This is a genomic window from Paenibacillus sp. FSL H7-0940 (assembly GCF_037979415.1).
In the GTDB taxonomy this organism is placed as follows: Bacteria; Bacillota; Bacilli; order Paenibacillales; family Paenibacillaceae; genus Paenibacillus; species Paenibacillus amylolyticus.
On sequence record NZ_CP150280.1, the window covers coordinates 4,529,408 to 4,555,016 of the forward strand.

Here is a 25,609-nt window from a genome sequence, read left to right on the forward strand (position 1 = left end):
TTTGTACATTACATTGTGTAGTAAAACTGATTTGAATTTGAATGTGGAGGAAACTATGAAGATTAAGTCGAACTATACCAAGTTATTCGGTGCATTTTCGCTTACTTTTTTAGGTGATGGACTTACGCTTGCCGCGGTTCCTTGGCTCATATCAACACTTACGAGCGATACGCTGTATGCCTCTGTCACCATGACGGCACTTCGTTTACCCTGGTTACTATTCAGTCTTCCAGTTGGTGTCCTCATCGACCGTTACTCACGCAAACATATGTTGATTGGCGCAGGCTTTACGCGAATGATCCTTCTGCTAGTCCTGACGTTATGCATCTGGGGAGGATGGGTGAGCATTCCGCTTCTGGCTCTGTTCATGTTTGGTATTGGCCTGAGCCGAGTTGTATTCGACAGTACGGTGCAGACAGTCATCCCTCAACTGGTAGATGAGAATAAATTGGAGAAAGCGAATGGGCAGTTCACCGCCGGACAGTTAATTACAAGTGATATTCTAGGCGTTGCTCTGGGAGGATTTATCATAACCCTGCATATTGTTTTTCCTTTTGCCATAGACGCCGTAACGGCTGTTATTGCTCTGTTCTTTTTAATCAGTTTGAAGGGAAACTTCTATCCAGGGGATACGGAAACATCCAAGAAGGAAGTTCGCCCAATGAAGAATTGGAAACGCGAGATGTGGTCCGGTATTCAATATGTCTATCATGATCGTTTTCTTCGGGGATTAGCCATTCTGTCTGTCACCGTTACGCTGATGTATTCGGTCATTCTGGCTACTCAGATCTTTTTTGTACGAGATGTGCTTCAGTTGGATGCTTTTGCATTTGGTATTCTCATCTCCATTGCAACAATCGGCAGCATTGTAGGGAGCCAGGCTGTGGCTTATATGCGTAAGAGATGGAGTACAAAACAATTGATTATCTCCTCCATTTTGTGCATGGGAATCATCTACGGTGTGGTGGGGTTAACCACGAATGCTTATATGGTAGGTGGACTGTACTTCTGTGCTGCATTTTTCATTATTGTCTACAATGTTACCCGTTCCTCCATCCTGCAACGTTCCGTTCCTAATGAGATGCTTGGCCGGGTCGGAAGTGTGTTTCGCTTTCTGTCCTTTGGGATCAGTGCCATTGGTACGCTTCTCGGCGGATTATTGGTGCGGGTTAGTGAAACAACATTTGATCGTGTATTCTCGCTGCAACTCCCTTATCTCTTGTTAAGCCTGATCTATATCCTGTCTGGTCTGATATTCGCAATGAAGATGAAGAATCATTCAGAGAGCCAGCAGCGTAACATCAACGCTTGACTGTTACGTTAGGTCATACTTGATAATGATCTCAAGCTTACATGGAGGAGAGATTAAGGATGAAGATTACCGCGTTACGTTCAGATCAAATCTATGAGGAGATCATCCAGGCTGCACCTGATGAGAAATTGGAGTTATACCGCGAGCGAATGATGAGTCCATTCATGAACAAATGGAACATACAACAGATCCCGTTTCGCTCTCAAGAACCTCACGGCTTTGACGTGATCATGATGAATAACTTTATGAATATCGCTCCAGCAGATATCACACCTGAGATTAACGCATCGTTAGCAGCGATCTCGTCCGAATCATTTTGGCAACTGTGTCATGAAGCTGTTCGTACGAGTCTATCGACCTTTACAGATCACGGGATTGAACTATCGGTCTCCGAATATCTGTATACGATTTTGTTAGGCGATAAAAATAGCCCCTCACTCATGATGAACGAAGGTATCAGCGGAGATGGTGGAATCCCGGGTTATATTATTGCGAACCTGATCCCCAATGGGTATACTCTACCTCGTATGCAAACCGTGTTAGCCCATGAATGCAATCATAATGTGAGGTATCAACATATCCAGTGGAGTCCGCAGATTACGCTTGGCGAGATGGTTGTTAGCGAGGGGTTGGCTGAGAGCTTTGCGACATCCCTGTATGGAGAAGAGTTGTTAGGACCCTGGGTAGCCAAGACGGATATGGAAACTTTGAATAACGTTATCAAGCCAAAGATGAAAGGCCAGCTGCATGTCACCGGTTTTGACCAAATTAATCCGTATCTATACGGCGATGAACTTACCATCATGCAAAATTTCACGCCCGTAGGTATGCCCTATGCGGCTGGCTATGCCTGCGGTTATCACTTAATTCAATATTATCTGAACAAAACAGGTACACCTATCACCGAAGCGACCATCACTCCGACAAGTGTCATTCTTGCTGAAACAAAGGAATTTTGGAATGAAGACACCCTATTTCACCGTTAAAGATATCATTCAGATCACTGGCATCACCAAACGCGCATTACATTATTACGATAAAACGGATCTATTGAAACCGAGCAAAGTCGAGGACAACGGCTATCGCTATTACGATCAAGAGGCACTGGGGAATCTGCAGATGATTCTCTTGTTCAAAGAAATGAATTTCTCATTGAAAGACATTGCAGCCATGATGCAACTCTCCAAAGATGAACAGAAAGGTATCCTAAGAGAGCATCGCAGTACACTCGTTCAACGCAAACAAAAGCTCGAAACCATCATCGACCAGTTGGACGAGTATGTGGATGGTACAGATATCTCTCATCTTCATCTGTTTGACGACTCTTCCATCCTGTCTATTCAAGAACAATATGAATCTGAGGCGAAGTTCATCTACGGAGATACCGAGAAATATCAGGAATTCGAAGCCAATGTGAACCAACTGTCTGCGGAAGAGCAAGAAAAAGCCTACCAGCAGTTCTCGGTCAACATGGAGCAGGTATTTCGGGAATTGGGAAAACATCAGAATCTGTCTCCTGCTTCTGGTGAGGTACAAGCGTTAGTGCGTGAATGGAAGAGTTGCCTGGAACAGTTTATGAGCTGTGATGTTGAGATTCTGAGGTGTATCGCGGAAGCCTATACGACGGATCGTCGCTATGCGGGTTATTTTGATCAGTTTGGCGATGAGGACTTTTTGAGGTTTTTGTATGAAGCTATTATGGTTTTTATACAATCGGCATCGAACAGATAAGCTTTCGGGTGAAAAGAAGTACCCATACTTCGCCACAAACCTGTCTCAATTCGTGGATCAACCTTACACAGCGCCCGCAATCCTTCTGGCTGTGTTATGTACAGATAATCTCCTGCGAGCATCCATACTTCTGCCCCACGCTCCGCCGCCCGCTTTAAGTGCGGGGCCAGTAGTTTCACCCCGGACTGCATGATAAAGGACGTCATAATATAAATCCCGGACGCATGGTGCATCCGGGTAATCAGTTCATCGACCAGGTTATCTGTAATGAGTTTAACGTTAAGCTTCGTCGACATCAATCAGGTACACCCGTTCCTGGAATGCACCGCGCGCTTCCGCTTTGTCTGCCCGAAGCTTATCCAGCTGCGCCGCATTCGCCCCGTGTACCTCCGCCAGCGCTCGGATTACCTCCAGCATGTCTGCCAACTCTTCCAACGCTTCCTGATCGCTTGATGCATTTAAGTACTCATCCGATTCTTCTTGTAGCTTCGTTCTTAATTCTTGCTTATACTCCTCCGAGTCTAGAATGCGGGTCCGGCATTCCTTACCGCTGGATGTGATAATATGCGGAATCTTGTCCCGCACCAATTTGTTATATGTAGGCATGTGGTATAACATCCTTTCTACTTTTGAAGTCTCCTAGCATCGATCCAGAATCTCCCTTGATGCCATTACACAAGTTGCTATGTGGAGGGATGGGTTGATTTAATAGAAAATAATTAACAAACACACCAACGGGCACGCCGTCAACAATGCCGCTGTAAAACTGATCTGTGCCGCGACTCGTCCTCCGGTAAACTCTTGCCGTGAAAAGAACATCCAGATCGAGAGATACGTAGCGCCTAGTGGGAATGAAATTATCCCGCTAAACGTACTCGGTTCCATATACCCAATCATCATGCTTTTACCGATTAGGATTAAAGTAACCAATTCCAATATAGATAATATGAAAAACGCGATAGCAATTACTCTTTTCAAAATGTACACCTACTTTCCAGATGCAAAGCAAAGAGCATCCTTTGTAATCTCTGCATCATATATCCTTTATTTGGATGATGTCATCTTGTAAGCGTAACATAGATAAATCAAACATTAACCCAAATGATCAATTAAAAAACATCTTACTCTGATGAATCATCCTCCAATCGAGTGGCTAACTCGTCCAATATCTCTTCTGTTCGTTGAAGAAGCTTTTCAATGTTGTCCAGTTCTATTGGCTGGTCATGTGGGTAATCCGCTAGGGATGACATATGTTGCATCGTACCGATGAACAAAGCGATATCCAATCCGGGTTCATTGTCCCTATGCACTAGAGGCAAGATTTCGTTCATCGTGAGTTCCTTGGGTGCATGTGTTGAATGATACTTATGGATATAAAGCGCCTTAATCATGGAGGCTAGAGCCCAATCACATAGAATTAGGCAGGCTTTAAACTGATTGTGATTACACATGATGACGGCAAGTTTCAAATGATACTTAGCATGTTGGTGGTAGGCCATTATTGTGGTACGTAGCATGTGGTAAGCAGGAGTATGTTTGGAACTAGGTTGTGTGGAGATATCATGGTCTTGCAAACGTGGGGTAACATCTACTTGGTGATTACAATGTGCTTCGGTTATGGACCAATTTCTTGCCATTGTCATCCCTCCAAAGAGTTAATACCAGTATTATACAATAGAATAATACCCAAAGATATAATTAATAAAAATTATACGATCTAAATGCTCGTGTTTAGCCCCTGAGTTCTTGTCTACACTTTTACATATAGGGGGTGCATAGTGTGGAAGATAGAAAAATTCTAAAATTAGTCGGTGCACGAATTAAAGTTTTAAGGAAAGATAAGGGACTATCACAGGAGGCACTTGGAGAAAAAGGTGGATTCCATTTTACATACATTGGACAAGTTGAACGTGGAGAGAAAAACGTTTCTTTAATTAATCTTGGTAAAATTGCAGAGGCGTTGGATGTAAATGTTTCTCAACTTTTTGCTTATGTGAATGATGAAATTGAATTAACCGAGACGGATATTATGATTCAAGAAATAGTGGATATGCTTAGAGATACAAATTTAGATAATATTCAATTAACTAGGAACATTCTAAAAGAGATACTAAAGGGTTACAGAACAAATCATAAATAAGGCAAAGCAACTGTTTAACTAGTTGCTTTGCCTTTGTTTTTCCGTCATTTTGACATATTCAGATAGCTTTCGTTTTTCTACAAGTAGGGTAGCTGCTACATCCCCAAAATTCCACCCCATCTTTATTCTTACGTTTAACCATTACAGCACCACAACTACATTTGATTTCTATCTATTTTTTTAATGTTTAAAGTTAAAGTCCCAACTAGATAAAGTCATCCCAACTATCTACAGGTTCGTACTCAATATGAATTTGTTTAGTTCTATACAAACGGCTATTTACCCATGAAGCCTTCTCTTGATTAAATAAACAATAATTTTTCCCATTTCCTAATGCACTACCGTATGCCAGACCTTCAAATTTAAGATGTTTTGCTAACTCAGCAACATATTGGGTAGGTATATAATTAAAATATTTTGTTTCCTCTTCCACAGGCTTAGAGAGTTCCATATTTACTTTATTGGTTAATGAATAAAGCTGATATTGCTTAAAAAGTGTCTCGCCATAGAATGTATTGTTATTGAATGAAGAGATACGGATATTATCTTCAATTTTCACAGTAGCAACGGAAACTTCTTTTCCTTTATAGGGTCTTACTTCTGCAATTGCAGTTTCTAAGTTTTCGGCTAAATATAGATAGGGGATTCCCTTTGGATTGATTCTTCCCTCAGAAGCTAAGTGTTTGGGAGGATTCATGATCTGGTCGCGTTCATATGGTGCACTGCCATGCTTATTTACTGCCTTACCAAGTCTCGCACGAAAAAGGGTTTCTTCTCCATTTAACTGCATTTCATTAGTTTGGAGTATTTCAATAAGAGATTCTTTTAAGTTAGCGTCAATTCCGAAACCAAACCGATTACCATGTTAATATTTTCTTTGAAGCTATTCCAAGTGTTAATTATATCGTCCTCTAACTTGACGCTAAATTTCCCATTCAGCAATTCTCTACCTATGGATTCGCGAAATAATTCGTATAATAGTTCTTTCGCAACTGTTGATGATAGAGCTATACTTAATAGGTCGATTTGTTTAGTAAAGAACCTTTCTAGTTCAAAGCCTGAATCATTTGCTCTAAATTTCTCCCCAAAAATGGACATATTTCGAGCAAAAAAGCTATCTTGAACATCAATTGTTCGAACGCCTTGAGATGTACAAAATGAACAGTTATCAACTGTCCCCTTTTCTTGAATATATTTTTTAAAGGGTTTGTAGTTAAAACAATTTTCACAGCAAACTTTCATCAAAATATTCCTCCTGAAGTAGTAAATGGAATAACAACTAACAGGTATACTACAACACATAGGTCAACACTTCCACCTGCTCATCCAGTTGCAATTCGTTGTACTCTTCACCCAGTGTGCCTTTCAGGGTAGCAATAATCTCATTACACGTTCGGATCTGCGCCAACACTGCCGTCTTATCTTCCGTCTGTTCCCGCACAATCTTGAGCGCTCGCCGAGTCACCGCCGCCAAATACGTGGATAACAGTTTACGTGCTTCTTCTGCATCCAGCTTCTCGGTCCCAATGTTATACACATCCGGGTCCAGCGCCGAAATCTCCTGTCTGGTGATGGTGTTGATAAGCTGTTCATATATGCCTTGTTTCATGAATGTACCTCGCGAGAGTTAGGATTTGTGGATAGTTCTCTATGTATATGTTAGCTGAAAGTTGCTTCTTCTATATTATCGACCAATCTGTGGAAGATTTCATTAGTTGTTTGATTTCATAGGAAAAAGCACCTTTACCTGTGGTCTGGTAGAAGTGCTTAATGATATGACTTTAAATCGTGCATAGATGTGCGCAACTCATATCATCTTTTCACTGTATCACTTAGAATTATAAGTTAGTATGACAGTCTTCTCTCTTAAATTGAAAATAAGGTTATCATCTTATCTTTAATAAAGATTGATAAGTAATCGCTTGTTTTTTGAGTTTGAATATCAGCACAAAGGCTAGTTATCTCCTTTTGAAGTACCAAAAGCGCGGCTGGAATAACAAAAATGTTCATTTTCTTTATATTCAGACCCTCATCATCAGTTTCAATCTCAATTCTCTTTATATCGTCATCAGCACGCAAAATATCACCTAGACAATAGACAATCTTGTCTTCTCTAGCCTCCTTAACCACTTTTTCTCCTAATAACCCTAAGAGAACTTGATAATTCGGGTCTCCGTCTTTAAATATATTAATTAACTCAATGATTAGGTCATTCAGAGAAATATTTCTTAATTTCTCTTCCATCCTCTCTCTTGAATCATCTAGAAACCACGATTCGAGGTCCACTGGTGTATCGTCTATTATCCCGGGAACATAGGGCTTAGTGTAAAGAAAATCTTTATTCATTGTTTAACCTACCTTTTAATGTTTTGTATATTCCCCACCTATTTTTTTAGCAACTCTGTCAAATAGCATATCCCACACTGCATCTTTATTACCAGTTTTGAAATATTCTTGTGCTTTTAGATCACTTCTTAGCTCTTTTTGAATATTAGCGAATATAATTCCTATGTCTTCTGCATTTTCTTTCCAACCTTCTGCCCCTCGTTTCATACTCAAATTAGTACCATTTGGAGAAACAGCTCTTATCTCAGCCATATTAAAATCTATTGCAGTGGCTATATCTTCAAGACTGAAAGGCCCGTTAGTTGGATGGTTATGAGTAAATACCGTATCTTTAGCTACATCTTTATGGTTACTTATATTTATAGACTTTTCAGTACCAACAACCGTTTCTCCTATTAAATTACCATTCTTATCAAAAAATTGCCCGTGTTCCAAGGGTTTATTTCGAATTTGATCCTCAAACTTATTAACTGATTCTAAATAATGAGTTCTACCTGTCCTTTCATTTCCTTTCCCCGACTCAGGCTTGCCTCCACCTGATGATCCAATGTCGTCCTTCGAACGAAAAGCTCTGCCAAACAAAACATACGCTAGGGCCTGTCCCGTCATCGCCCCACCGTAATACCCTGCACCACTCTCATCGATCTGCTTCTTCTGCTCTTCTACAAATTGCTCTATATCAGATCTCGCCGTTCCCGTGCCCCAGGCGGTATCCCATGCAAATTGAATACCACGCCCAACGTCAACAACTTTGCCCACTGTCATGGCATATGCCACACTGCTTAATGTACTGAACGGGTTCTCGAAGAAAGCTTCTGCCGTCTGGCCCATTCCCGTTATTGTTTCTCCTACTGATTTATCAAGCAGCCCTACAGCGAAATTTCGCTTTAGTTCTTCTGGAATGTACAGCGCAACCTCACCTGAGCCGTCCGTTGTTTTGAAGTTCCTCGCGATAAACGTAAACTCTTTCTGGATTTCGTCCAACAGCCCGAGTGTAGTCGGGAACACTTCTTTCACCTGCATAAAATCCCAGAAGAAACGCTCTCCTGTCACACCCGACCAATCGGATTGCAACATATAGATCGATTTCTCCAGTTCCCAGACCATTCGCTCCAGTTCCTGTTTCTTCTGCTGGACCAACCGGGCCTTTTCCTCCAATAGATCGGGATGTACCTCGATTCGCTGCATTTCCTTATCACCCGCCAACCTGACCATAGTTTATGTACCTAAATTTTAACAAGTGAGAAGGAGGATTGGAATCAAACGGAAGGATCATTTCCTCAGAGGTTATACGGTAGTAGAGCAACATCCTTGGGTAACCATTTTTGCATATTAATGCACGAATGAATACCGTTGAGTCGACTGGGTATCTTGTACAAAAAGAACGACTTCTATCACAGATAGAAGTCGCACAAGATAACGATGCAACATGATTAGATCTTCTTTAAGACACTACAAATTGAACAACAATTGGAGTTCCATCATTTAATGCATCTCCACCGGGAATTGTAATTGTAGTCGTCGTAGCCGAGGAGGTATCTGCTGTTTGCATAAGGCCGTTAATATAGAGATTGTAGTAGTTGTAGGTGCCTGGAAATGCGGTTGCAGCTACACCAGCGTCGTTTGTAAAAGCAGTCGCAGCAATGGCAAACGTTGCCCCAGTGCCGGTCCCATCACCAATGGTTGCAACAAATCTTAAACTGTTCTGAAATGGTGTCACAAGTGGCATGTTTCTCACCTCCTACCTAACATAGTATATGTGGTAGGTTTGGGAGTAGTGAAGGCAAAGGAACCAGCAACTAAATCCAATTTTAACCATTTATAATATTGGCTGTTATTATAATTATCTCGATAGTGATAGGTGTCCCTGCAAAGATCACACCGTTTTGTGACGAAAAAAACAACCTCTCCGCACTTACACTGTATGAGTTTCCTGGTTGGACAATCCCGTTTATATAAAGATTGTTGAAACTAGTAAGTCCAACCCCGGCAAATTCGGTTATGCTGTCGCCATCGTCATTTGTGAATTCTGTGGCAGGAATTATAACCGAGTTCGACAAATCCAGATCGGTGTCCGGAAAATAGAAGTAACGATTTGCCGTAGGAATGATTTCAATTCCGGGCACGGTGCCCGGCGGACCTTGCTCACCTGGGGGACCCGTTGGTCCTTGGACTCCGGGAACTCCCGGTTGACCTGGCTCACCTTGAGGGCCTGCGGGGCCTTGCGCTCCGGGAAGCCCCGGTTGACCCGGCTCACCCTGAGGGCCTGCCGAGCCTTGCGCTCCGGGAACTCCGGGTTGACCCGGCTCACCTTGAGGTCCTGCCGGACCCTGAGCTCCAGGAAGCCCCGCTTGACCTGGCTCACCTTGAGGACCAGCCGGGCCTTGCGCTCCGGGAACTCCCGATTGACCCGGTTCACCGTGAGGGCCTGCCGGGCCTTGCGTTCCCGGAACTCCCGGTTGACCCAGCCCGCCGTGAGGACCAACGGGACCCTGCACCCCGGGAGTTCCCTGTTGGCCCTGCTCACCTTGAGGGCCTGCGGGACCCTGCGCTCCGGGAACCCCTTGTTGACCCGGCCCGCCGTGTGGGCCTGCGGGGCCTTGGGCACCGGGCATACCTTTCGTTCCAGGAAAGCTCACAGTCTCCAATTCATGTTGTCTCAACGGAGCGAGCAGGGGAGTAGGCTCACAACATGCCGGGTTGCTGCCTACCCCTCTCGGTAGTGCAATGACTTTTTTGCCACAGGCCAACTTCTGTGATCTTAATGGACGCTTCAGTGAGCAGCGTTTTCTCCGATAAGACCTACGGATAATATGGCATTTCTTTCGCTTTCCCAAGTGTTTGTTTCTGCATTTCGACGTAGAACGACTGGGCCTTAATTTATTGAGGGTGGCTGTCCTCTTGTTCAGATACTTCAAAATGGTCATCTCCTTAGGCCAAGGCACACAGTATATATGCCCTATACTATGTCCTTAGCACATTCGGAGAGTGTGCGAATAACTATGGAGGGAGCCCAATAAAAAAGACATGAGTCCTGCTATAGTTGTCCTTTGTCTTGCCAGCATGGCTTAATTGTCTCCCCAGTAGGACCTCACAGATCACATTTTATGTTTAACTTAGCCGATCCATTGGGATCAAACTTCTTTTCAGTAGACTCTTACCTCTCCTTAAAATGCTAAACGATCTCTTCCGGTTCCTGCGTCTCCAATGTGATCTGGCCTTTCTCGAACAGGATCATGTACGGATATGATTTCAGACCAAAAATCTTCTCATAATTAAACTTATTCTCATCACGGACATTATAAAAGGTTACGTTAGTTATTGGGCCTTCTGCCCTCAAATTCTCGTTATTCACTTCATTTAATTGCGTCTGTAACTCAACAATAAATGGTCGCTCCGAAGGTCGGTCGGTAAATACAATGAGTGATGCATCATTTCTTTGATTTTGCGTTAGATAATCAATGGCTTTCTCTCTATTGTTCTGACCACACCCTGTCACTAAAAGTATCAAAATACATAACACCCAAAGCCTCTTCATTTAAATCACCACCCAAAATATGATATAATTGGTTATTAACTATTAAATTCACTTCATTAAAAAATCTATTCGCTGAAAGGAAGATGCACATTGAACAAAAGGAATATCATCATCTTTATCATTATTGCTCTTATCATATTGATACTTCAACTTGTGCTTTATTTTTCTGTAACTAATAAAGAAGGATCCGCACTTCCCGATTCAAACATCCCACTTCAAACCAAAACCGTAGATGAGCTTACCATCACACTGCGTAATGCAACCTATACAGATCATGAAGTGCAGTTGGGTTATGAAATTCAGGGCGGTGGACAGTCTGAGAATGATTTGACATATGGGTTTTATAATAAAGAGTCCAATGCTTTGTACAGATAAAATCTCGATTTTCCACCTTTCAAATAGCAACAAAAACCTGCATAGCCAGCCTCGGCTTCACAGTTTTTATTAAGAATTTGCATGTGGATACATCACATTTACAACTTAGGCATCCAAAAGGGGTTCTCTTCCTTCTCGCACCCGGTTAACACGTAAAAAATATGTCCCTGCTCACTCTTCATTGTCCCGATCCCTTTGCAGGTGTCAGTCTTCATTCCCTGTTTGGAGCCGTAGGCATCCCTTGAGTTATCGTAAGTCGATTGAATAGCTGTACCATCATAGATCAATTCCTGGATAATGGGCCCACCTTCAATGGTATACATCGTTACACGAACCTGGTCCTGCTGTTTTTTCTCCACATTCTTCATAAATGTGTTCCACTTATCTTCGTTCCGTATGCCTCCATGAAGCACAACCACATCCCCGCTTTGCTCCGCTTGCTCTGGATTATGGGGCTCAATAATTTCTGGAAAAGCTTGCGTAATTCCGGAAGGATTCGTTGTTGGTTCATTTGCCTGACAGGCAGTTAACAGCATTAAAGCCAACGATAGGATAAGCATACTTTTTCTCATTCCATCACCTCATCTATGAAACGGTTCAAGACTATCCTTTGTTTCATGATTATGCTTAATTTGTCATTTATCTGTAACTCCCTCGTTGTCCCAAACGTTTAGAATCATAGAAATGTATAAAAAGGAACGAAAATTTTAGTGATTTATCATTCAGTAGGGGGTTAATTTAATGACCTTAAAAACAATGCTCGGTGTAGCACTGGCTCTATCTGTACTACTATCCACCCATTCAGCAAGTACAGCGGCTCTAACTTCAACAAATGAGTGGCAATCAACCGGACTAGCCCATGAAATGGAGCGCTCCGTCCCAACATCTACTTCTGTTCTGCTCATTGCCCCAACTCAACATGAAGGTCGTTCCGCATACAACGGCAGCTTCACAATGGTTGCTTCGAATGGGACACATGCCAACATATCAGTTGGAAACAACAGCAACCAAACGGTATATGTGAAGATGTATGTAGATGAAGGAAGTGAACCTATGGAAACATCTATCAGCAGAAATAGTGTTAAAACGATCAACCTGCTTGCATTACAAGACACGGATATTAAGTTGTACATTTATAGCAGAATAGGTCATCACTTAGATCTCTCAGTTGAAGCAGAGCAGTTTCATTGATGTTTTCTCTCACACCTACATACAAGAAAAACCCTTCACGCAAGCGATTCAGATCCACGTTCCCATGAACCGATGCCTGCTTGAAGGGGTTTTATATTTCGATCACATTTATTTCTCGAATCGGAACCAGCCAAAGTCAAACTGACTGCCTGGCAGGAAAATAAAGCTTACTTTCTGCACACCTGTCACTTGCTCAAGCTCAAACACCCGCTCCTCATATCCACCCGACTGTGTGAACTCAACCAGCTGGTTGCTCTGTCCGTCCGCACCTGCAAAGCGAATATGAATCGTATTTTTATCAATTGGTGAATGACCGTAGATCACGAGCTTGGATGTGCCTTCTGCCGTAAAGTCCATATTTTCAAACTCTAGCGACACATTGTTCCCGATACCTTCTACTCTGTCGCCCTCAATTTTGAACGTATCTCCATAAAGATGGTCACAGGATGCAGCCGCGTTCTGTTCAAAGGCCCGACTCTGGCGCTCGAAAGAGAAACCTTTAATATGAATCTTCTGCTTCAGCACAAAACAGATCGACGTGATCCCGCTAAGGCGTTTGGACAATTGGTATGTCTCTTCCTGGTACACATTCCAAATGGACTCTTTGTCATAAACCACATCTGCGATCATCGTACTTCCTTCTTCATCCGGCATACCTTCCCAGATCTGAATGAAGTACTCCTCAGTGGATAGCGTGAAAATAGGAATCGTTATGGTATCGGAGCCGTACGGTCCGAAGTCAATATTACGGAAGCCTACATGCGTCTCTCCGTCGCGACTTGTCGCTACCCCACGTTCGTTACCGTTACCAACCTCACCTTTGGTGTAATCGTACAGTCCGCCCGTGATGAAGCCGTATGGATCTTTGTAGGCTGTGCCGAGACCGTCCGCCTTGAATTCCAACTGGGAGATGAGTTTCGTTTTATCCGTACCATTGGTACTGGTTGCGCGAAGCCGGAACTCCCCGTCACCTATAGCAGATACCTTCACCGCATGTTGATGCTCACCGTTGTCGCCCGTTTCCGCTTGAACAGCTTCCACCTTGGCAATGTTGGATTCAATTCCTGCATCGTTCACAACAGCCCACTCGATATCTCGATAGGAGGTGTTCTCTGGATACAGCTTGGCGGTTACAGTAAGCTCCGGGTTGGACGGATCGAGCAACTGTCCTGCAGTACTGATGATCTCAATTTTCCGCAAAGGAATCTCCTGAGCATTCCCGGTAAGCACCGGACGTTCTTCATTGTTCATGAAGACAGATTGTACTTGTTTCTCATCATTAAGTTCAGCCGTCACAACTAGAGATTCAAATTCAGCCACAGCTCCTTCCAAACCTTCGGAAGAAACTTCAATCCGCACCGTTCCAGGTTCATTTGTCGCTCCGATGATGGCCATCAGCTTGCCGCTGAACAGTCTTCTACTTAATCCTTTGTATGGATCATAGTCCGTGCTGTCCCCATTATCCAGACCCAGCAATCGTCCTGCACCAGTTACCTTAACTTGTACGCGGTTGTTCGCATTGTGAACCGGATTACCAGCTTCATCTTCCACATCAATTTCTACAAAAATAAGGTCCGTTCCACTGGCTTGCAACTGCGCCCGATCCGCTTGCAGACGAATCTTCTTCGCATCCGTATAGGATCTTTGCACATCGGTTGCAATGATCTGACCGTTCTCATCATAAGCGATCGCTTTCAGCTCGCCCTCTTCGTACGGCACTTTCCACCAGCCTGACAGCTGTGTTCCATTGGCATGATCGATATCGTACGTACCAATGGTTTTACCATTGAGTTGCAGCTCAATCTTCGGCGCGTTGCTGCACACGCGTACATCAATGATTTGCCCCGGGCTGAAATCCCAGTAAGGGAACAGGTGAACCATCGGACTTTTCTTATAATCCGTCCAAGCCGCTTGGTAGATATAATAAGAGTCTTTTGGGAACGTTGCTGTATCCAGCTGTCCAAAATACGAATTTTTCGTATGATACGGTGTCGGCTCTCCGATATAATCGAATCCAGTCCACAGGAACTGACCCAGCGAATACGGTGTATCCCGCTCTGCCAAAATGCAGTATTCTGCCGACTTCGCGCCCCAGCTGGTCGTACTGTTACCCAAAGCGGAGCACTGCTCGTCATCATCTGCCAGAATCGGCTGTTCGAATGGGAAGTGATAAATGCCCCGACTCTGCACCACAGAAGACGTCTCACTACCATAGATGATCCAGTCCGGATGTTCTTCATGATGTTTGTCATAATATTTTTCTGCGTAGTTGTAACCTGCCAGCTTCACGATATCCGCGCATTTTTGTGCATTTTCCCAAGGCATATAGTTCGAACCAATCGTCACGCCTGCATTGCCTTTTGGATCAAATTCCAGAACATAGTCCATTAACATGCGGGTTACTTCCTGTCCACGCTCATCGGCATGGGTATCGTAAATTTCGTTCCCGATACTCCACATAATCAGACTGGCATGGTTACGGTCACGCTTCACCCAACTCTTCACATCGGTATGCACCCACTCCGGGAAAAATCTCGCATAGTCGTATGGGGTTTTGGCACGTTCCCACATATCAAAGGCTTCAGACACAACCAGCATACCCATCTCATCCGCGAGTTCCATGAACTCTTTGGCAGGCATATTATGCGCGGTGCGGATAGCGTTAACGCCCATTTCTTTGAGCAAAACGAATCTTCTGCGCAGTGCCGTCAGGTTAAACGCAGCCCCCAGCGCCCCGAGATCATGGTGTTCACACACACCGTTCAGCTTCATCTTGACCCCGTTCAGGTGGAACCCTTCATTGGCATCAAGTTTGATATCCCGGAATCCAATCCGCTGTGATACCGATTCAACTGTCCGATCTTCCTGATCATCCAAGATCAATCGCAGCTCTGTCACCAGTTCATACAGATGCGGTGCATCCGGGCTCCACAAGTTTGGACTCTCCACAATGATCTGTTGGCTATCTTCCGATGCGACCGCATTCTCACCCACCGAAGCCGTAACATTCGCTTGGCTGGATGCCACCACCTGACCTTCATACAAGATCTCATGCACCAGCTCTGCCTGCTGATTCTGATCCAGGTTCAGCTCCGTATCCACTTCCACCTGCCAGCCATTCGGCTGCTGATTAATAGATACATAGATCCCATCCGTAACAATATGGTTGCGGTCTCTCGTTTTCAGCCACACATGGCGATAGATTCCGGCCCCGGAATACCATCTGCTGTTCGGGCTCTGATGTACTACTTTGACCACAATCTCATTGTCGCCTTCCACCAGTGCATTCGTGATCTCATGTTCAAAAGCAGAATAGCCATACTTCCACTCCCCAACCAGCTGCCCGTTCACATACACCGAAGAGTCCATGTATACGCCATCAAAACAAAGCAAAAGCTGCTGCTCATCCTTCGTGTAATGGAACGTCTTTCGGTACCATCCGATGCTGTCTTCATATAGTTCAAGCGTATTATATATCAGCCAATCATGGGGAAGCTCCACAGGTTCATACACCAGACCCGCAGGTTCCGTAACATCCAGCTTACTTTTCGCAAATTGCCATCCATCATTAAATAGTCTCTTCTGATTCATGTTAGTTTCTCACTTTCTTGAAGTAAATTATGATTACGGTTACAACAGTAGATGTCGCTTTCTCCGAAAACCTTTTCGGTAATACACAAGTAAGACTATAACACATATCCCGATTATACCATCAGTCTCTTTCCTATACCTCCATTTCATAAGATTTTTTAGCCATAATGATGAACGTTTTATTCCCTTCAAGCATTGTAACTTTCGATGACAACAAACCAAAAAGGCAACCCGTCAAACGAGTCACCTTCTAGTTCTATCCTATAGCACGTACTTCTTCTCTATACACTCCTACACCAACACTACTCAACCTCTATCCCTTGTAAAAAGGGTTCCACCCTATGCCTTTGCCCGATGGCATCGCGCCAGGCACCCCATCCGCTTCAAGCAGCGGACGGACAACTAACTTCACGGGCCACTCCTTGCTCTCGAATATCGCATGAGCGAGCGCGGCCCGGTCGGATTCGGGAAGCTGCACATGTTGCAGCGCTTCCTTCCAAGCCTGCTCCGTGATCTCCCAGAACTTCGTTTCCGGGATTTGATACACCTCGCTAAGTGCCTCCATGATCGCAGCCAGATTCACCTGCGTCCCCAAAGACTGCACATAAAAGATCAGTTTCTGAATCGTCTCGTTATACAGGCTGTTCGAGTAGCCTGGACGAATATGATAGGCAGGGTCTTCAATGTCATGTTTGTCCAGATAAGGCTGATGCAAACGCACGGAATCATGATCGCGGAACAAGAGACCTTTTACCTCATTATCCTTCAACACCAGACAGCAGTTCTGACCATGAATCTCAGGTACAACACCCACCTTGAACAGGCGCATCACGATATCATAAAACGTCGTAGCTATGCTGGTATAAAACTCGAGAACATCCGTGCTGCTCAGGTTATCCCCCAGAATTTCCGTTAATAGATGATGCCCTTCCAGATTCACACCCAGTGCGGCCATTGGAATGACTTTGTAGGCTTCATTAAGCAACTCAGTGGGATACATACGAATCTGTGCAGCCAGATGGCGTGGATGATCATCGAACAGTCCCTTGGATTCTGGCATGAAGCCCCACCAGTTCTGCTCTTCGCACATATACACCTTGTCATTCAACGTCTCGTCACAAGCTACAGCCTGTCTTAACATCCGTTCTCCAGCAAGCCCATTCAACAGTTTGACTACCGGAAGATAACGAGCAGCCCCCAGTGACAGCACACTAACCGGTAGCTTGAGCATCAGATTAGATTCGGTTGATGGAGCCATCGAGCGCAGAGAGGATGTGGCCTGTACGTCGCCCACTTCTATGTCCAATACGACAATGCTGCCTTCTTCGATCTCTCCCGTGAAGCGAGGCAGAATCACATGTTCCAATTGCCACGGGTGAACAGGCATCGGCAGATATTCGTCCAACGTGATCCCTTTTTTGGCAAACTCGGCTTCCACCACTCCGTGCTGAACATCGTCTAACAAATCCAAAATGGACAATCCATCTTCACACCCATGCTGCACGGCATCCAGCCGTATAGCTACCCAGCGCAGCGAAATCGCCTTCCCGAATTCCGCTGCATACCGTGTTACATCCTCTGCGTTGAATCCCACTTTGGCTTTGGACGATGGGTGAAATGGACGATCCCGCAATGCCGCAACACGTTCACCTTTGATAAACCATTCATACGCAGAAGCCGGGACGTTAGCGGACAGATACTGGACTTGTTCCCAACCCAGAGCAAACTGCTCCACAGCAATGTCTAGACTAGCTAGGAATTCCGCGACTCCAGGCTGCGTATAAGCCTCATCCGACAAAGCCTTCTGTAACACGGCACGTCCAACTTCTGCCGGAGTATCAAGGAGAACCCAGCTTCCATCTGTTTTCTCCTCGTAGATTGGTGAACCCTGAACCCACTGAGTTCCCTGTCTTACTCCTGTTTCAACCAGACACAGTACACCTTGAGTGTGCAATCTATAGCGAGACGCTACATTATGATTATGCTCTTCGCTGTCATATCCCTTGTACAATCGACGGAACGGTGCAGGTGATGCGGTAAAATCAATGAATGGGTGATCCTCCAGTGGGAGTAATTGCTCCGACAAAAATGAATTCATCAGATCCGCCATAATCCGGCGTTCAGCGGCTTGCAGACTGGAACGTTTCATCAGTGTTGACATGATTATTGTCCTCCGTTAGATAATGGAATGCCGGGTGCGGATGCCCCAGAAAATCATGATGCGAGATGGTCCAGCAATAAGCCCCAGACTTTTCAAACAAAACAATATCTCCCACGCGCAGCAGTGCTACCTCCGCATCAGAATGCATGCGATCCTTGGGTGTGCATAGCTCACCTACGATATGGACTCGACAACCTCTTACCTCTGGCCGGGCAAATGAATGCTTCCAACGGTCCGTCTCCATAATCTGGAACGGATGGTTATGCCCCCATGAAGCAGGCAGACGATTTTGGTGCGTACCTCCTCTTAACACGGCAAAATACTGATCATGAGAGGTTTTGATGTCCGTAACCTCTGCCGCGTAATACCCGTGGTCTGCCACCAGCAGTCTACCCGATTCAAAATACAGCTGACCTCCGTGTGAAACAAGGCGCTGTCTGGCTTCACTTTGTTCTAGCAGCGAAGTGAACAATGGCCAGTCGAATCCGGGGCTACCATCATACGTGACACCGAACCCACCTCCTGCATTCACCACTTCCACAGGAAGATCATACTGCTGCTGCCACTGTTCCACCTTTTGCAAATACAACTCGATCATCTCGGCGTGTAGCCTTGCATCCATATTGTTGGACAAGGAGTGAAAATGGAACCCGCTTAACCGAACCACACCCGCGCCTTCCACACGAATGAGTTCAATGGCTTCTTCCACCGCCTCTTCATCGATTCCAAAAGGACTCGGCCCACCGCCCATGACAATCTTCGTCCGAGGTAACGTACTACTCCGCAGGTTGATTCGGAGCAGTATTCGCACTTCCTGCGCTTGCTTCTGTTGTTGCTTGTGTTTCAGCTCATGTCCCGGTTTCTGCTCCCATTCTTGCTTCTGCCTGCTCCCCTGCACCTGATCATGCTCTTGATCCATCGCCCTCTCTTTCGCAATCGCAATGATGCGCCGCAGCTCAAGCAGACTCTCCACATGAATGAAAGTCACGCCCTGCTCGATCGCCAGACGAAGCTCGCTCTCCTTTTTACCCGGACCTCCAAACAGAATCGGAACCTCTCGGCTTACCGCTCTAACCTTGAGTAGCTCTCCAATCGAAGCCACTTCAAAACCCTTCACAAATGGAAGCAACGCCTCAATGATTCGCGGATCTGGATTCGCCTTGATAGCGTAGAACAATTGTGTGTTCCGGGGCATGCTGCCCAACATCTGACTCACCTGTTCCTGAATGCCAACCAGATCATAGACGTAAGCACATACCGGATCTTCCATTCCGCGTTGCAGTTCATCTATCGCATGCCATACACCAGGTTTCATATCTGCCCACCCGCATTCCTGTAGTCATTCCGTTTTTGGGCATACGCCCGAAACGCCGTATTCCGATCATCACCAAGCACGTATATATGTACTCCCCGCTCAGTCCAGAGCGACATGTCATCCACACCTCTAGTGACCGTTGCATAAGGTACTTCGCACTGCCGAGCGGTAGTATGCAATTCATCCAGTGCACGTCTCACATCCGGGTGCTCTGTCTGCCATGGCACACCGAGAGATTGCGACAGATCCGCTGCCCCTTCCAATACAAAACTCACCTGAGGGTGAGACAGAATCTGTGTACTTTGCCGCACGCCCTCCACACTTTCGATCATGGGTACAACCATCACCTGTTGGTTCGCTTCCCCAATGTATCCCGTGAGCGGATATTTCCCGAATACACCGGGACGACCACTATTCAAGCTCCGCGTGCCAACCGGATGGTAGTAGGCGTGACGAACCGCTTCTTCCACCTGCTCCAGTTGCTCGACATGCGGAATGACGATGCCTTGTGCGCCACAATCCAGTACCTTAAGAATCTCCGCTCGCTCCACTTTCGAGATACGTACCAACGGGGTTAGGCCGACCAGTTCCGCCGCCCTGATCAACTCTTCCACCGATTCCATCGATGTTGCGGCATGTTCCAAATCAATAATGACAAAATCATATTCCGCATGTCCGATCATCTCGATGATCACCGGGTGTGGTATGGATACAAAAAGGCCGTATACGGGCTGTTTGCGTGCAATTTTTTCCTTCAGCGTGTTAATCCTCATTCGACGATTCCCTTTAATTCGGGTGTCCTCTTTGATTCAAGTACATCCTTTGATATCTTAAGCGGATTGCTCGCTTTGCGGAAATATAACTCTCCATCCCCATACAGACGGCGCTTGGTCATCTCTTCAATCAGTGCATCTTCGGCAAAAAGGTCAAATGCAACGAACCGTTCCGTGTACTCCGGGTGCTGCTTCTGATAATCCACAATTACACCTGCGCACAGCTGCCAGAACGCTTCTTCCGACAACCCAAACTTCTCCAAAGCCAGCGCAATATCTGTCATGCAGATAAAAAAGAATGCATCATACGTATAGTCCCGGACTTCCGACACATCTCCGGCATAGATGAAGGAATATCGATTGAACTTGCGGTGGGTTTCCGGCTCGGGGTTCAGCTTCGGTGCCCGTTCCGGGTGCAACAGTTGATCTGGTACATAGCGAACGCCATCATGCAGATCCTTGATAATGATTCGTTTCGGCAGATCATCTTCCAGTACCAAAATAATATTCTGGGCATGAGATTCCAGCGCAATCCCGTGTGCATAGAGCAAATGAATAATAGGCAGTGTAACTGTGCGAACAAGGGCCTCACTCCACTTTTCCACACCATGTCGCTCTACAGCATCTTGGATAAATGGAACACCATCCGGTTGCACCAACATCAATGCATTCAGCGGCCACGCCGTCTCACCTTGCTTCAGGTGAACAGAAACATTCTCCCGCCAGATGGCACCGAGTGTACCGTAGGCTCGTCCATACTGAGTTGCAGGCAACTGCTCATAACGGAACGACAGTCCCATGATTTCTTTCAAAATGCCAAACTGCGCCTGCTGCAACAGCTCATCTTCACGAACAAGTTCATCCAGCCAATCGCTGATCAGTGGCGCGTTCTGGGTCGTATGCTGTGCCAGAATACGTGTGCTCGATGTGTTGGTGATGCTGAGGGCCAGCTTGATGTAAGGTGCCTCCGGGTTCACCCGATTCGACAGCGAACGGATTGACTGCTGCGCACGATAGGGCGAAGACGATGGACCAAGATACACGATGTCCCCATCCATGCGCTGACGGGCAAATACCGATTCCAACTGATGCTCCCATTGCCATGGATGAACTGGAATGAACACATAGCGATCATCCGCGTCAGAACCTATTTCCCCATCCACCTTGCTGTCTTTGCTACCAACGCTCGAGCCTATTAAGCTATCTTGAACAGCTGTTATTTCACCAACCTCGGCACTGCTACCAAGCTGATCTGCACTCGCCGCATATGCCTTGACGTTCTCGCCCGTGTCCGTACGACCTTGTTGTTGTAGGATCTGTTGAAATCGCTCTACGTCCTCTGCGGTCAGATGTTGCCCCACCAGTTTTTCCGAGCTATACCCTGCGGATACAGCGGTCTGAGCAAATTCTTTTTTCACAGCAACCCAGACTAATGCAACCTTCGAGTTAAATTCAGGGCCATAGGCCAGATTGTCTTTCAAAGAAAATCCCAACCTCGACTTATAACTCGGATGGTACAGATGACCGTCGGTCATGTGACTTTCAAGCGCATCATAATGCCGATCTTCATTCGGAATGTTCAAGAGCAATATAGCTTGGCACTGGCTGTCCTTTGCCATCGTTTCGAGTAGTTCCTGGATAAAAGCCGTCACATTTGCACCCTTCAACGCGTTCAGCACAATTTCCTCCAGAAACAGATCCAGATCGGTGCAGGGTACACCTTCCCTTTGAATCGAACCCTTCTTCACCTTCACCCGGCCAAATGAAAACTTCCGTTCGGCTTCACACGTGTACGCCACAGAATCGCCGGAAGATGTAAGTCCCTCGGTTCGCCATTCGCTCCCACTTACATGACTGTCCAGAATGCCTTCGAACCACATTGCCTCCAGTGTCTGCCGCATGATCCGTTCCTGTACACCCACGTATACTGCTTCTGTCCTGCCGCCTGCTTCAGCCCTGTATCCCACGACTCCCACGCACTTCACTCCCCATTCGTTTCATTACATTGCTCACCGGCACGTAGGCCGGGGTCTGGCTGATCCCCCTTAGACAACTCACCAAATTTTGTTTGGCCAGAAATGCATCCGTTGTCAGCAGATATTGCACATATGCATTGCCCGTTCGTTCCAGTTCCTCCACAAGGACCTCACGTACCTGTTTCCAGAAATGCTCCTCCGGGACGTTCACATCTCGCGCCATCGCATGAATCAAAGACCCCAGATGATTGACGATAAAATAGTACGATGTCCGCGCCCAGGCTTTCTCTCGCGAATAAAATAATAAATCGGACGCAGCACGATCCTGCTCACGGATAAGTTCCTCATCCACACTGACCCCTTCCAGATCGCGGACGATAAAAGCCACAGGCAACCCATCCTCCAATGTGACAAGTGTATTCTGCAAATGGGCTTCAAAATGAATACCTTTCTCTCCCGCAGCCCGTACAATCGGCAGCAGAGAACGCTGCAGATAACGATCCAGCCAACGCTCGGCAATGTCACGTCCACCACCCAGCATCGTCATCAGTCTCGACCGCATCCCAGGAAGCGGCGCTTCAACCAGACTGGATAAGACATACGTATTCTCGACATCAAATTCAATGGGCCGATAAGCTATCGTAAACAGACTGGTTAACTCTTCATCTTCAAAAGCACAAGTCGCTACGCCTGTCTCATACGCAATATGTGTGTTCGGTTCAGTACCGAAGCAGTCATGCTGCCTGACATACTTGGAGGCATCTAGTGTTCTGCGCATCTGCTCAGCACTGTTGGTGCGAATCATGTTCGTGATCTGCATATTCAGTGACAGCTTGATATTGCAGTTCCATTCGGGAACATAAACCGTACGGACCGAAGAAGTTGGATAGACGGTTGGCCCCGCACTACCGAGTAGTATTAATTTTTCATCTCGAAAATAGGACTGTACCTCGGACAACCGTGATATGTATGCGTATTGCCATGGATGGACAGGCAGCAGCCCATACATTTCACTCTTTTCTTTTAAAATAGGCTCCACATGGCTCCACAGTAAGTCTTGCAAATCCATTGCCGCCTCGTCATCGACCCATTCCTGCACGTAGACATCCTGCCTCACGGCGATATAACAGAGTTGAAATGATGTCCGTAACTCCGGACTGTACTTCTGCACATCATCCTCGCTGAAGCCTTTGGAGTTCTTCGGAAACGGATGGAACGGATGACCATACAACAGTGACTGTTCAGATGTGCGATAGTCATGGATGTCGAGACCGGCTGCTTGTTCGATATACAACGTAAGGTTACCGACACTGTTATCTACCTTTTGTGCAAAATCTTTGGCATACGTCGCATCTACACGATTCGTATTCTCGCCCTTTGGATGTGCAATATCCACCTCAAGTGAACGCTTCATTTCCATCACACTTTTCTTCATTCCATGTTGATCCGAACTCGCTCCCTGTTCCCCATTTCCGCTTAGCTCAGATGTGATCCAACGAACCAGGTCGCCATAATGCACCGCTTCCCCGCCAGATTCCATGCTGAGGTATTCATGCTCCCCTATGACAGAGTAATAAGACAAGCGTCCTGTCACCTTCACCCTACTGGCTTGAAAAGTAACAGTGTACGACAGCGTATTTGGATTGATCCGAATATCGCTTTCCTTCTCTAGCGCAAGCTCACGGATGTAACAGTTCAACAGCAGCTTGCACGAATGTTCGTGGGCCTGCTGCTCAGCCTCAGACCGGAGCTTGTTTTCCATCTCGAACAATGATGCCAACCTTCTTTCGGGTTATAAGTAAGACCAAGGGAAGTGTAAGCAGTATGGCGCAGCCAAGTCCGATACAGATCTCTTTGAGCGCTCCCCATTTTGCCATCTCCATGGACGTTCCTGCCCCGGCAAGCCATTGCCAACGCATATCGTAATACAAGGTCAAGCCCATCACCGCAAACGAAGAAGCAAGACGCTCAATCGTGGTTGATAACACCGACCCTTCGTGCATATCTTCGTCCGGTAATGCTTGCAGACCAATTGCAGAGATACTCATGCCTGACAAACCAACGCCAATTCCCCGACACGCCATGAGCATCCCGATGATCCATATTGACGCTCCCATGGGCAGAACCGCAAACGATAAGATCGATATCGAAACCAGCAACGTCCCCCATGCGATAAAATGCATGGACCGACCGCGATCCAGCAAGCTACCGCCAATCCACATGAACAGACTTGTACAGATCGACAAGGGAATGAATAACGCACCAGATAAGGCAGGCGACAGGTGGAAGACATCCTGGAACAATAGTGGCAATGCAAAGATTACGCCAAACATGACACAATCTTGAATCGTCGAGATCAATACGGTCAGCGGAAAGACGGCATTACGTCGCAGTAACTGGTACCGGATAAGTGGTTCCTTCCGACCGTTCTCGGTCTGGACAAAACGAATGAGCAACACCACACCGAGCGCAATCAGTAGCCAAGGTACCCATACTGCCACGACAGGACTTGCGTACAACTGTACTCCCAGACTAAGAGCACCTACCGCACAGATCAGCAGCATGACACTGGATGGATGCCATTTTTTCCTACGGGCAGGGATATAGGTCTGAATGACTCGACCGCACCCGATCAACGAGAATATAGCCAGTGGCACATTGAGCCAGAACAACATTTCAAGCCGTCCATACTGAATGATGAAGCCCCCCAGTGTTGGACCGGCAGCCGGAGCGAGCATAAGAAGCAAGCCCCACGCTCCTGTAATTCGTCCCCTTTCCTCCGGTCCGTAGACATCAAAAAGCAGCACAAGTGATAACGGAATCATCAGCCCCGCGGCAACGCCATGCATGAAACGAACCAGCAACAGTACCTCAATAGAGTGATAAAACAACGCACCTGCCACCGAGAACAGTCCATAGATGCTGATGCCCAACATATACGTCTGCTTACGCCCCAGTCGGTCCACAATCAGGGAAGCCAGCGGCATTGTTAACGTCATAGCCAGCATGTACAAGGCAATGATCCATCCGCCTGCTGTCGTAGAGATCTGATAATATTGCACAAAATAAGGCAGCAGCAGGTTAAATGCACTGTTGGTCAGTACCAGCGAAAAAGCACCGATCAGAATCGCGAGTAATACTGCATGCCTCTTCATCAGGG

At 46.1% G+C, this 25,609-nt stretch carries 25 protein-coding genes and 1 pseudogene; 6 read left to right on the forward strand and 20 right to left on the reverse strand.

The annotated features are described in order from the left end of the window. Nucleotides 1-55: 55 nt before the first annotated feature. Genes MHB71_RS20090 through MHB71_RS20100 form a run of 3 tightly spaced genes read left to right on the forward strand, consistent with a single transcriptional unit; the run spans nt 56 to nt 3,043 of the window. Nucleotides 56-1,312 carry an MFS transporter gene (locus tag MHB71_RS20090; RefSeq protein WP_340027403.1) on the forward strand — a complete coding sequence of 419 codons (1,257 nt, stop codon included), beginning with the start codon at nt 56-58 and terminating at the stop codon, nt 1,310-1,312. A gap of 59 nt (nt 1,313-1,371) precedes the next feature. Beyond that, nucleotides 1,372-2,298 carry a DUF2268 domain-containing protein gene (locus MHB71_RS20095; protein WP_340027405.1) on the forward strand — a complete coding sequence of 309 codons (927 nt, stop codon included), beginning with the start codon at nt 1,372-1,374 and terminating at the stop codon, nt 2,296-2,298. Then, nucleotides 2,273-3,043 carry a MerR family transcriptional regulator gene (locus tag MHB71_RS20100; RefSeq protein ID WP_340027406.1) on the forward strand — a complete coding sequence of 257 codons (771 nt, stop codon included), beginning with the start codon at nt 2,273-2,275 and terminating at the stop codon, nt 3,041-3,043. Before MHB71_RS20095 ends, MHB71_RS20100 begins: the two co-directional genes overlap by 26 nt. A 279-nt stretch (nt 3,044-3,322) precedes the next feature. Here MHB71_RS20100 and MHB71_RS20105 read toward each other — a convergent pair whose 3' ends face one another. The 3 genes from MHB71_RS20105 to MHB71_RS20115 all read right to left on the reverse strand — a co-directional run bounded on the left by MHB71_RS20105 (nt 3,323) and on the right by MHB71_RS20115 (nt 4,680). Beyond that, nucleotides 3,323-3,649 (reverse strand): nucleoside triphosphate pyrophosphohydrolase, encoded by a 327-nt coding sequence (locus MHB71_RS20105; RefSeq protein WP_339285732.1) that lies wholly within the window; start codon nt 3,647-3,649, stop codon nt 3,323-3,325. A gap of 99 nt (nt 3,650-3,748) precedes the next feature. Then, nucleotides 3,749-4,021 carry a hypothetical protein gene (locus MHB71_RS20110; protein WP_237176799.1) on the reverse strand — a complete coding sequence of 91 codons (273 nt, stop codon included), beginning with the start codon at nt 4,019-4,021 and terminating at the stop codon, nt 3,749-3,751. A gap of 143 nt (nt 4,022-4,164) precedes the next feature. After that, entirely contained in the window at nt 4,165-4,680 is a 516-nt protein-coding gene (locus MHB71_RS20115; RefSeq protein WP_340027408.1) for a HEPN domain-containing protein, read from the reverse strand. Nucleotides 4,681-4,823: 143 nt separating this feature from the next. Between MHB71_RS20115 and MHB71_RS20120 the strand changes: the two genes are divergently transcribed. Then, the gene (locus MHB71_RS20120; protein WP_340027410.1) at nt 4,824-5,183 is read left to right on the forward strand and encodes a helix-turn-helix transcriptional regulator; all 360 of its coding nucleotides are present in this window, start codon (nt 4,824-4,826) and stop codon (nt 5,181-5,183) included. A 58-nt stretch (nt 5,184-5,241) separates the two neighbouring features. On the opposite strand, the gene MHB71_RS20125 is transcribed toward MHB71_RS20120, so the two are convergent. From MHB71_RS20125 to MHB71_RS20165, 9 genes and pseudogenes are all read right to left on the reverse strand, one after another. Beyond that, nucleotides 5,242-5,355, reverse strand: a complete 114-nt coding sequence (locus tag MHB71_RS20125; RefSeq protein ID WP_306299279.1) for a topoisomerase DNA-binding C4 zinc finger domain-containing protein — start codon at nt 5,353-5,355, stop codon at nt 5,242-5,244. A 33-nt stretch (nt 5,356-5,388) separates the two neighbouring features. Next, complete coding sequence (locus tag MHB71_RS20130) at nt 5,389-5,880, reverse strand: RES family NAD+ phosphorylase (RefSeq protein WP_340027411.1); 492 nt, start codon at nt 5,878-5,880, stop codon at nt 5,389-5,391. 128 nt (nt 5,881-6,008) lie between these two features. Next, nucleotides 6,009-6,428 carry a hypothetical protein gene (locus tag MHB71_RS20135; protein ID WP_340027412.1) on the reverse strand — a complete coding sequence of 140 codons (420 nt, stop codon included), beginning with the start codon at nt 6,426-6,428 and terminating at the stop codon, nt 6,009-6,011. Nucleotides 6,429-6,480: 52 nt separating this feature from the next. Then, nucleotides 6,481-6,792 (reverse strand): annotated as a pseudogene (locus tag MHB71_RS20140) (hypothetical protein); the annotation flags it as partial. A gap of 257 nt (nt 6,793-7,049) precedes the next feature. Next, the gene (locus MHB71_RS20145; RefSeq protein ID WP_036606221.1) at nt 7,050-7,529 is read right to left on the reverse strand and encodes a hypothetical protein; all 480 of its coding nucleotides are present in this window, start codon (nt 7,527-7,529) and stop codon (nt 7,050-7,052) included. Nucleotides 7,530-7,544: 15 nt separating this feature from the next. After that, the gene (locus tag MHB71_RS20150) at nt 7,545-8,717 is read right to left on the reverse strand and encodes a WXG100 family type VII secretion target (RefSeq protein ID WP_340027413.1); all 1,173 of its coding nucleotides are present in this window, start codon (nt 8,715-8,717) and stop codon (nt 7,545-7,547) included. Between the two features lie 256 nt (nt 8,718-8,973). Then, nucleotides 8,974-9,258, reverse strand: coding sequence for a DUF4183 domain-containing protein (locus tag MHB71_RS20155; protein WP_036606220.1), 285 nt, complete (start codon nt 9,256-9,258; stop codon nt 8,974-8,976). A gap of 82 nt (nt 9,259-9,340) precedes the next feature. Beyond that, entirely contained in the window at nt 9,341-10,279 is a 939-nt protein-coding gene (locus tag MHB71_RS20160) for a DUF4183 domain-containing protein (RefSeq protein WP_340027414.1), read from the reverse strand. Nucleotides 10,280-10,704: 425 nt separating this feature from the next. Continuing rightward, nucleotides 10,705-11,067, reverse strand: coding sequence for a hypothetical protein (locus tag MHB71_RS20165; RefSeq protein WP_340027415.1), 363 nt, complete (start codon nt 11,065-11,067; stop codon nt 10,705-10,707). Nucleotides 11,068-11,157: 90 nt separating this feature from the next. Between MHB71_RS20165 and MHB71_RS20170 the strand changes: the two genes are divergently transcribed. Then, nucleotides 11,158-11,442: a hypothetical protein gene (locus MHB71_RS20170; RefSeq protein ID WP_339285686.1), complete on the forward strand. Its 285-nt coding sequence runs from the start codon at nt 11,158-11,160 to the stop codon at nt 11,440-11,442. A 98-nt stretch (nt 11,443-11,540) separates the two neighbouring features. Here MHB71_RS20170 and MHB71_RS20175 read toward each other — a convergent pair whose 3' ends face one another. Then, entirely contained in the window at nt 11,541-12,014 is a 474-nt protein-coding gene (locus MHB71_RS20175; RefSeq protein WP_340027416.1) for a DUF4362 domain-containing protein, read from the reverse strand. Nucleotides 12,015-12,183: 169 nt separating this feature from the next. Here MHB71_RS20175 and MHB71_RS20180 point away from each other — a divergent pair, with 169 nt between their 5' ends. Then, on the forward strand, nt 12,184-12,633 hold the full coding sequence (locus MHB71_RS20180; protein WP_076253431.1) for a hypothetical protein: 450 nt from the start codon (nt 12,184-12,186) through the stop codon (nt 12,631-12,633). A gap of 108 nt (nt 12,634-12,741) precedes the next feature. Here the strand turns inward: MHB71_RS20180 and MHB71_RS20185 are convergent, their stop codons facing one another. The 7 genes from MHB71_RS20185 to MHB71_RS20215 form a co-directional block, all read right to left on the reverse strand. After that, the gene (locus MHB71_RS20185) at nt 12,742-16,224 is read right to left on the reverse strand and encodes a glycoside hydrolase family 2 TIM barrel-domain containing protein (RefSeq protein WP_340027418.1); all 3,483 of its coding nucleotides are present in this window, start codon (nt 16,222-16,224) and stop codon (nt 12,742-12,744) included. A gap of 313 nt (nt 16,225-16,537) precedes the next feature. Continuing rightward, entirely contained in the window at nt 16,538-18,385 is a 1,848-nt protein-coding gene (locus MHB71_RS20190; RefSeq protein WP_340027419.1) for an IucA/IucC family protein, read from the reverse strand. Beyond that, nucleotides 18,345-19,700 carry a type III PLP-dependent enzyme gene (locus MHB71_RS20195; RefSeq protein WP_340027421.1) on the reverse strand — a complete coding sequence of 452 codons (1,356 nt, stop codon included), beginning with the start codon at nt 19,698-19,700 and terminating at the stop codon, nt 18,345-18,347. Before MHB71_RS20195 ends, MHB71_RS20190 begins: the two co-directional genes overlap by 41 nt. Continuing rightward, on the reverse strand, nt 19,697-20,473 hold the full coding sequence (locus MHB71_RS20200) for an aldolase/citrate lyase family protein (RefSeq protein WP_340027423.1): 777 nt from the start codon (nt 20,471-20,473) through the stop codon (nt 19,697-19,699). The genes MHB71_RS20195 and MHB71_RS20200 overlap by 4 nt, the downstream gene beginning before the upstream one ends. Further along, on the reverse strand, nt 20,470-22,449 hold the full coding sequence (locus MHB71_RS20205) for an IucA/IucC family protein (protein ID WP_340027425.1): 1,980 nt from the start codon (nt 22,447-22,449) through the stop codon (nt 20,470-20,472). Before MHB71_RS20205 ends, MHB71_RS20200 begins: the two co-directional genes overlap by 4 nt. Then, nucleotides 22,424-24,211, reverse strand: coding sequence for an IucA/IucC family protein (locus tag MHB71_RS20210; RefSeq protein ID WP_340030208.1), 1,788 nt, complete (start codon nt 24,209-24,211; stop codon nt 22,424-22,426). The genes MHB71_RS20205 and MHB71_RS20210 overlap by 26 nt, the downstream gene beginning before the upstream one ends. Then, nucleotides 24,189-25,604, reverse strand: coding sequence for an MFS transporter (locus MHB71_RS20215; protein WP_340027427.1), 1,416 nt, complete (start codon nt 25,602-25,604; stop codon nt 24,189-24,191). The genes MHB71_RS20210 and MHB71_RS20215 overlap by 23 nt, the downstream gene beginning before the upstream one ends. Nucleotides 25,605-25,609: the final 5 nt, after the last annotated feature.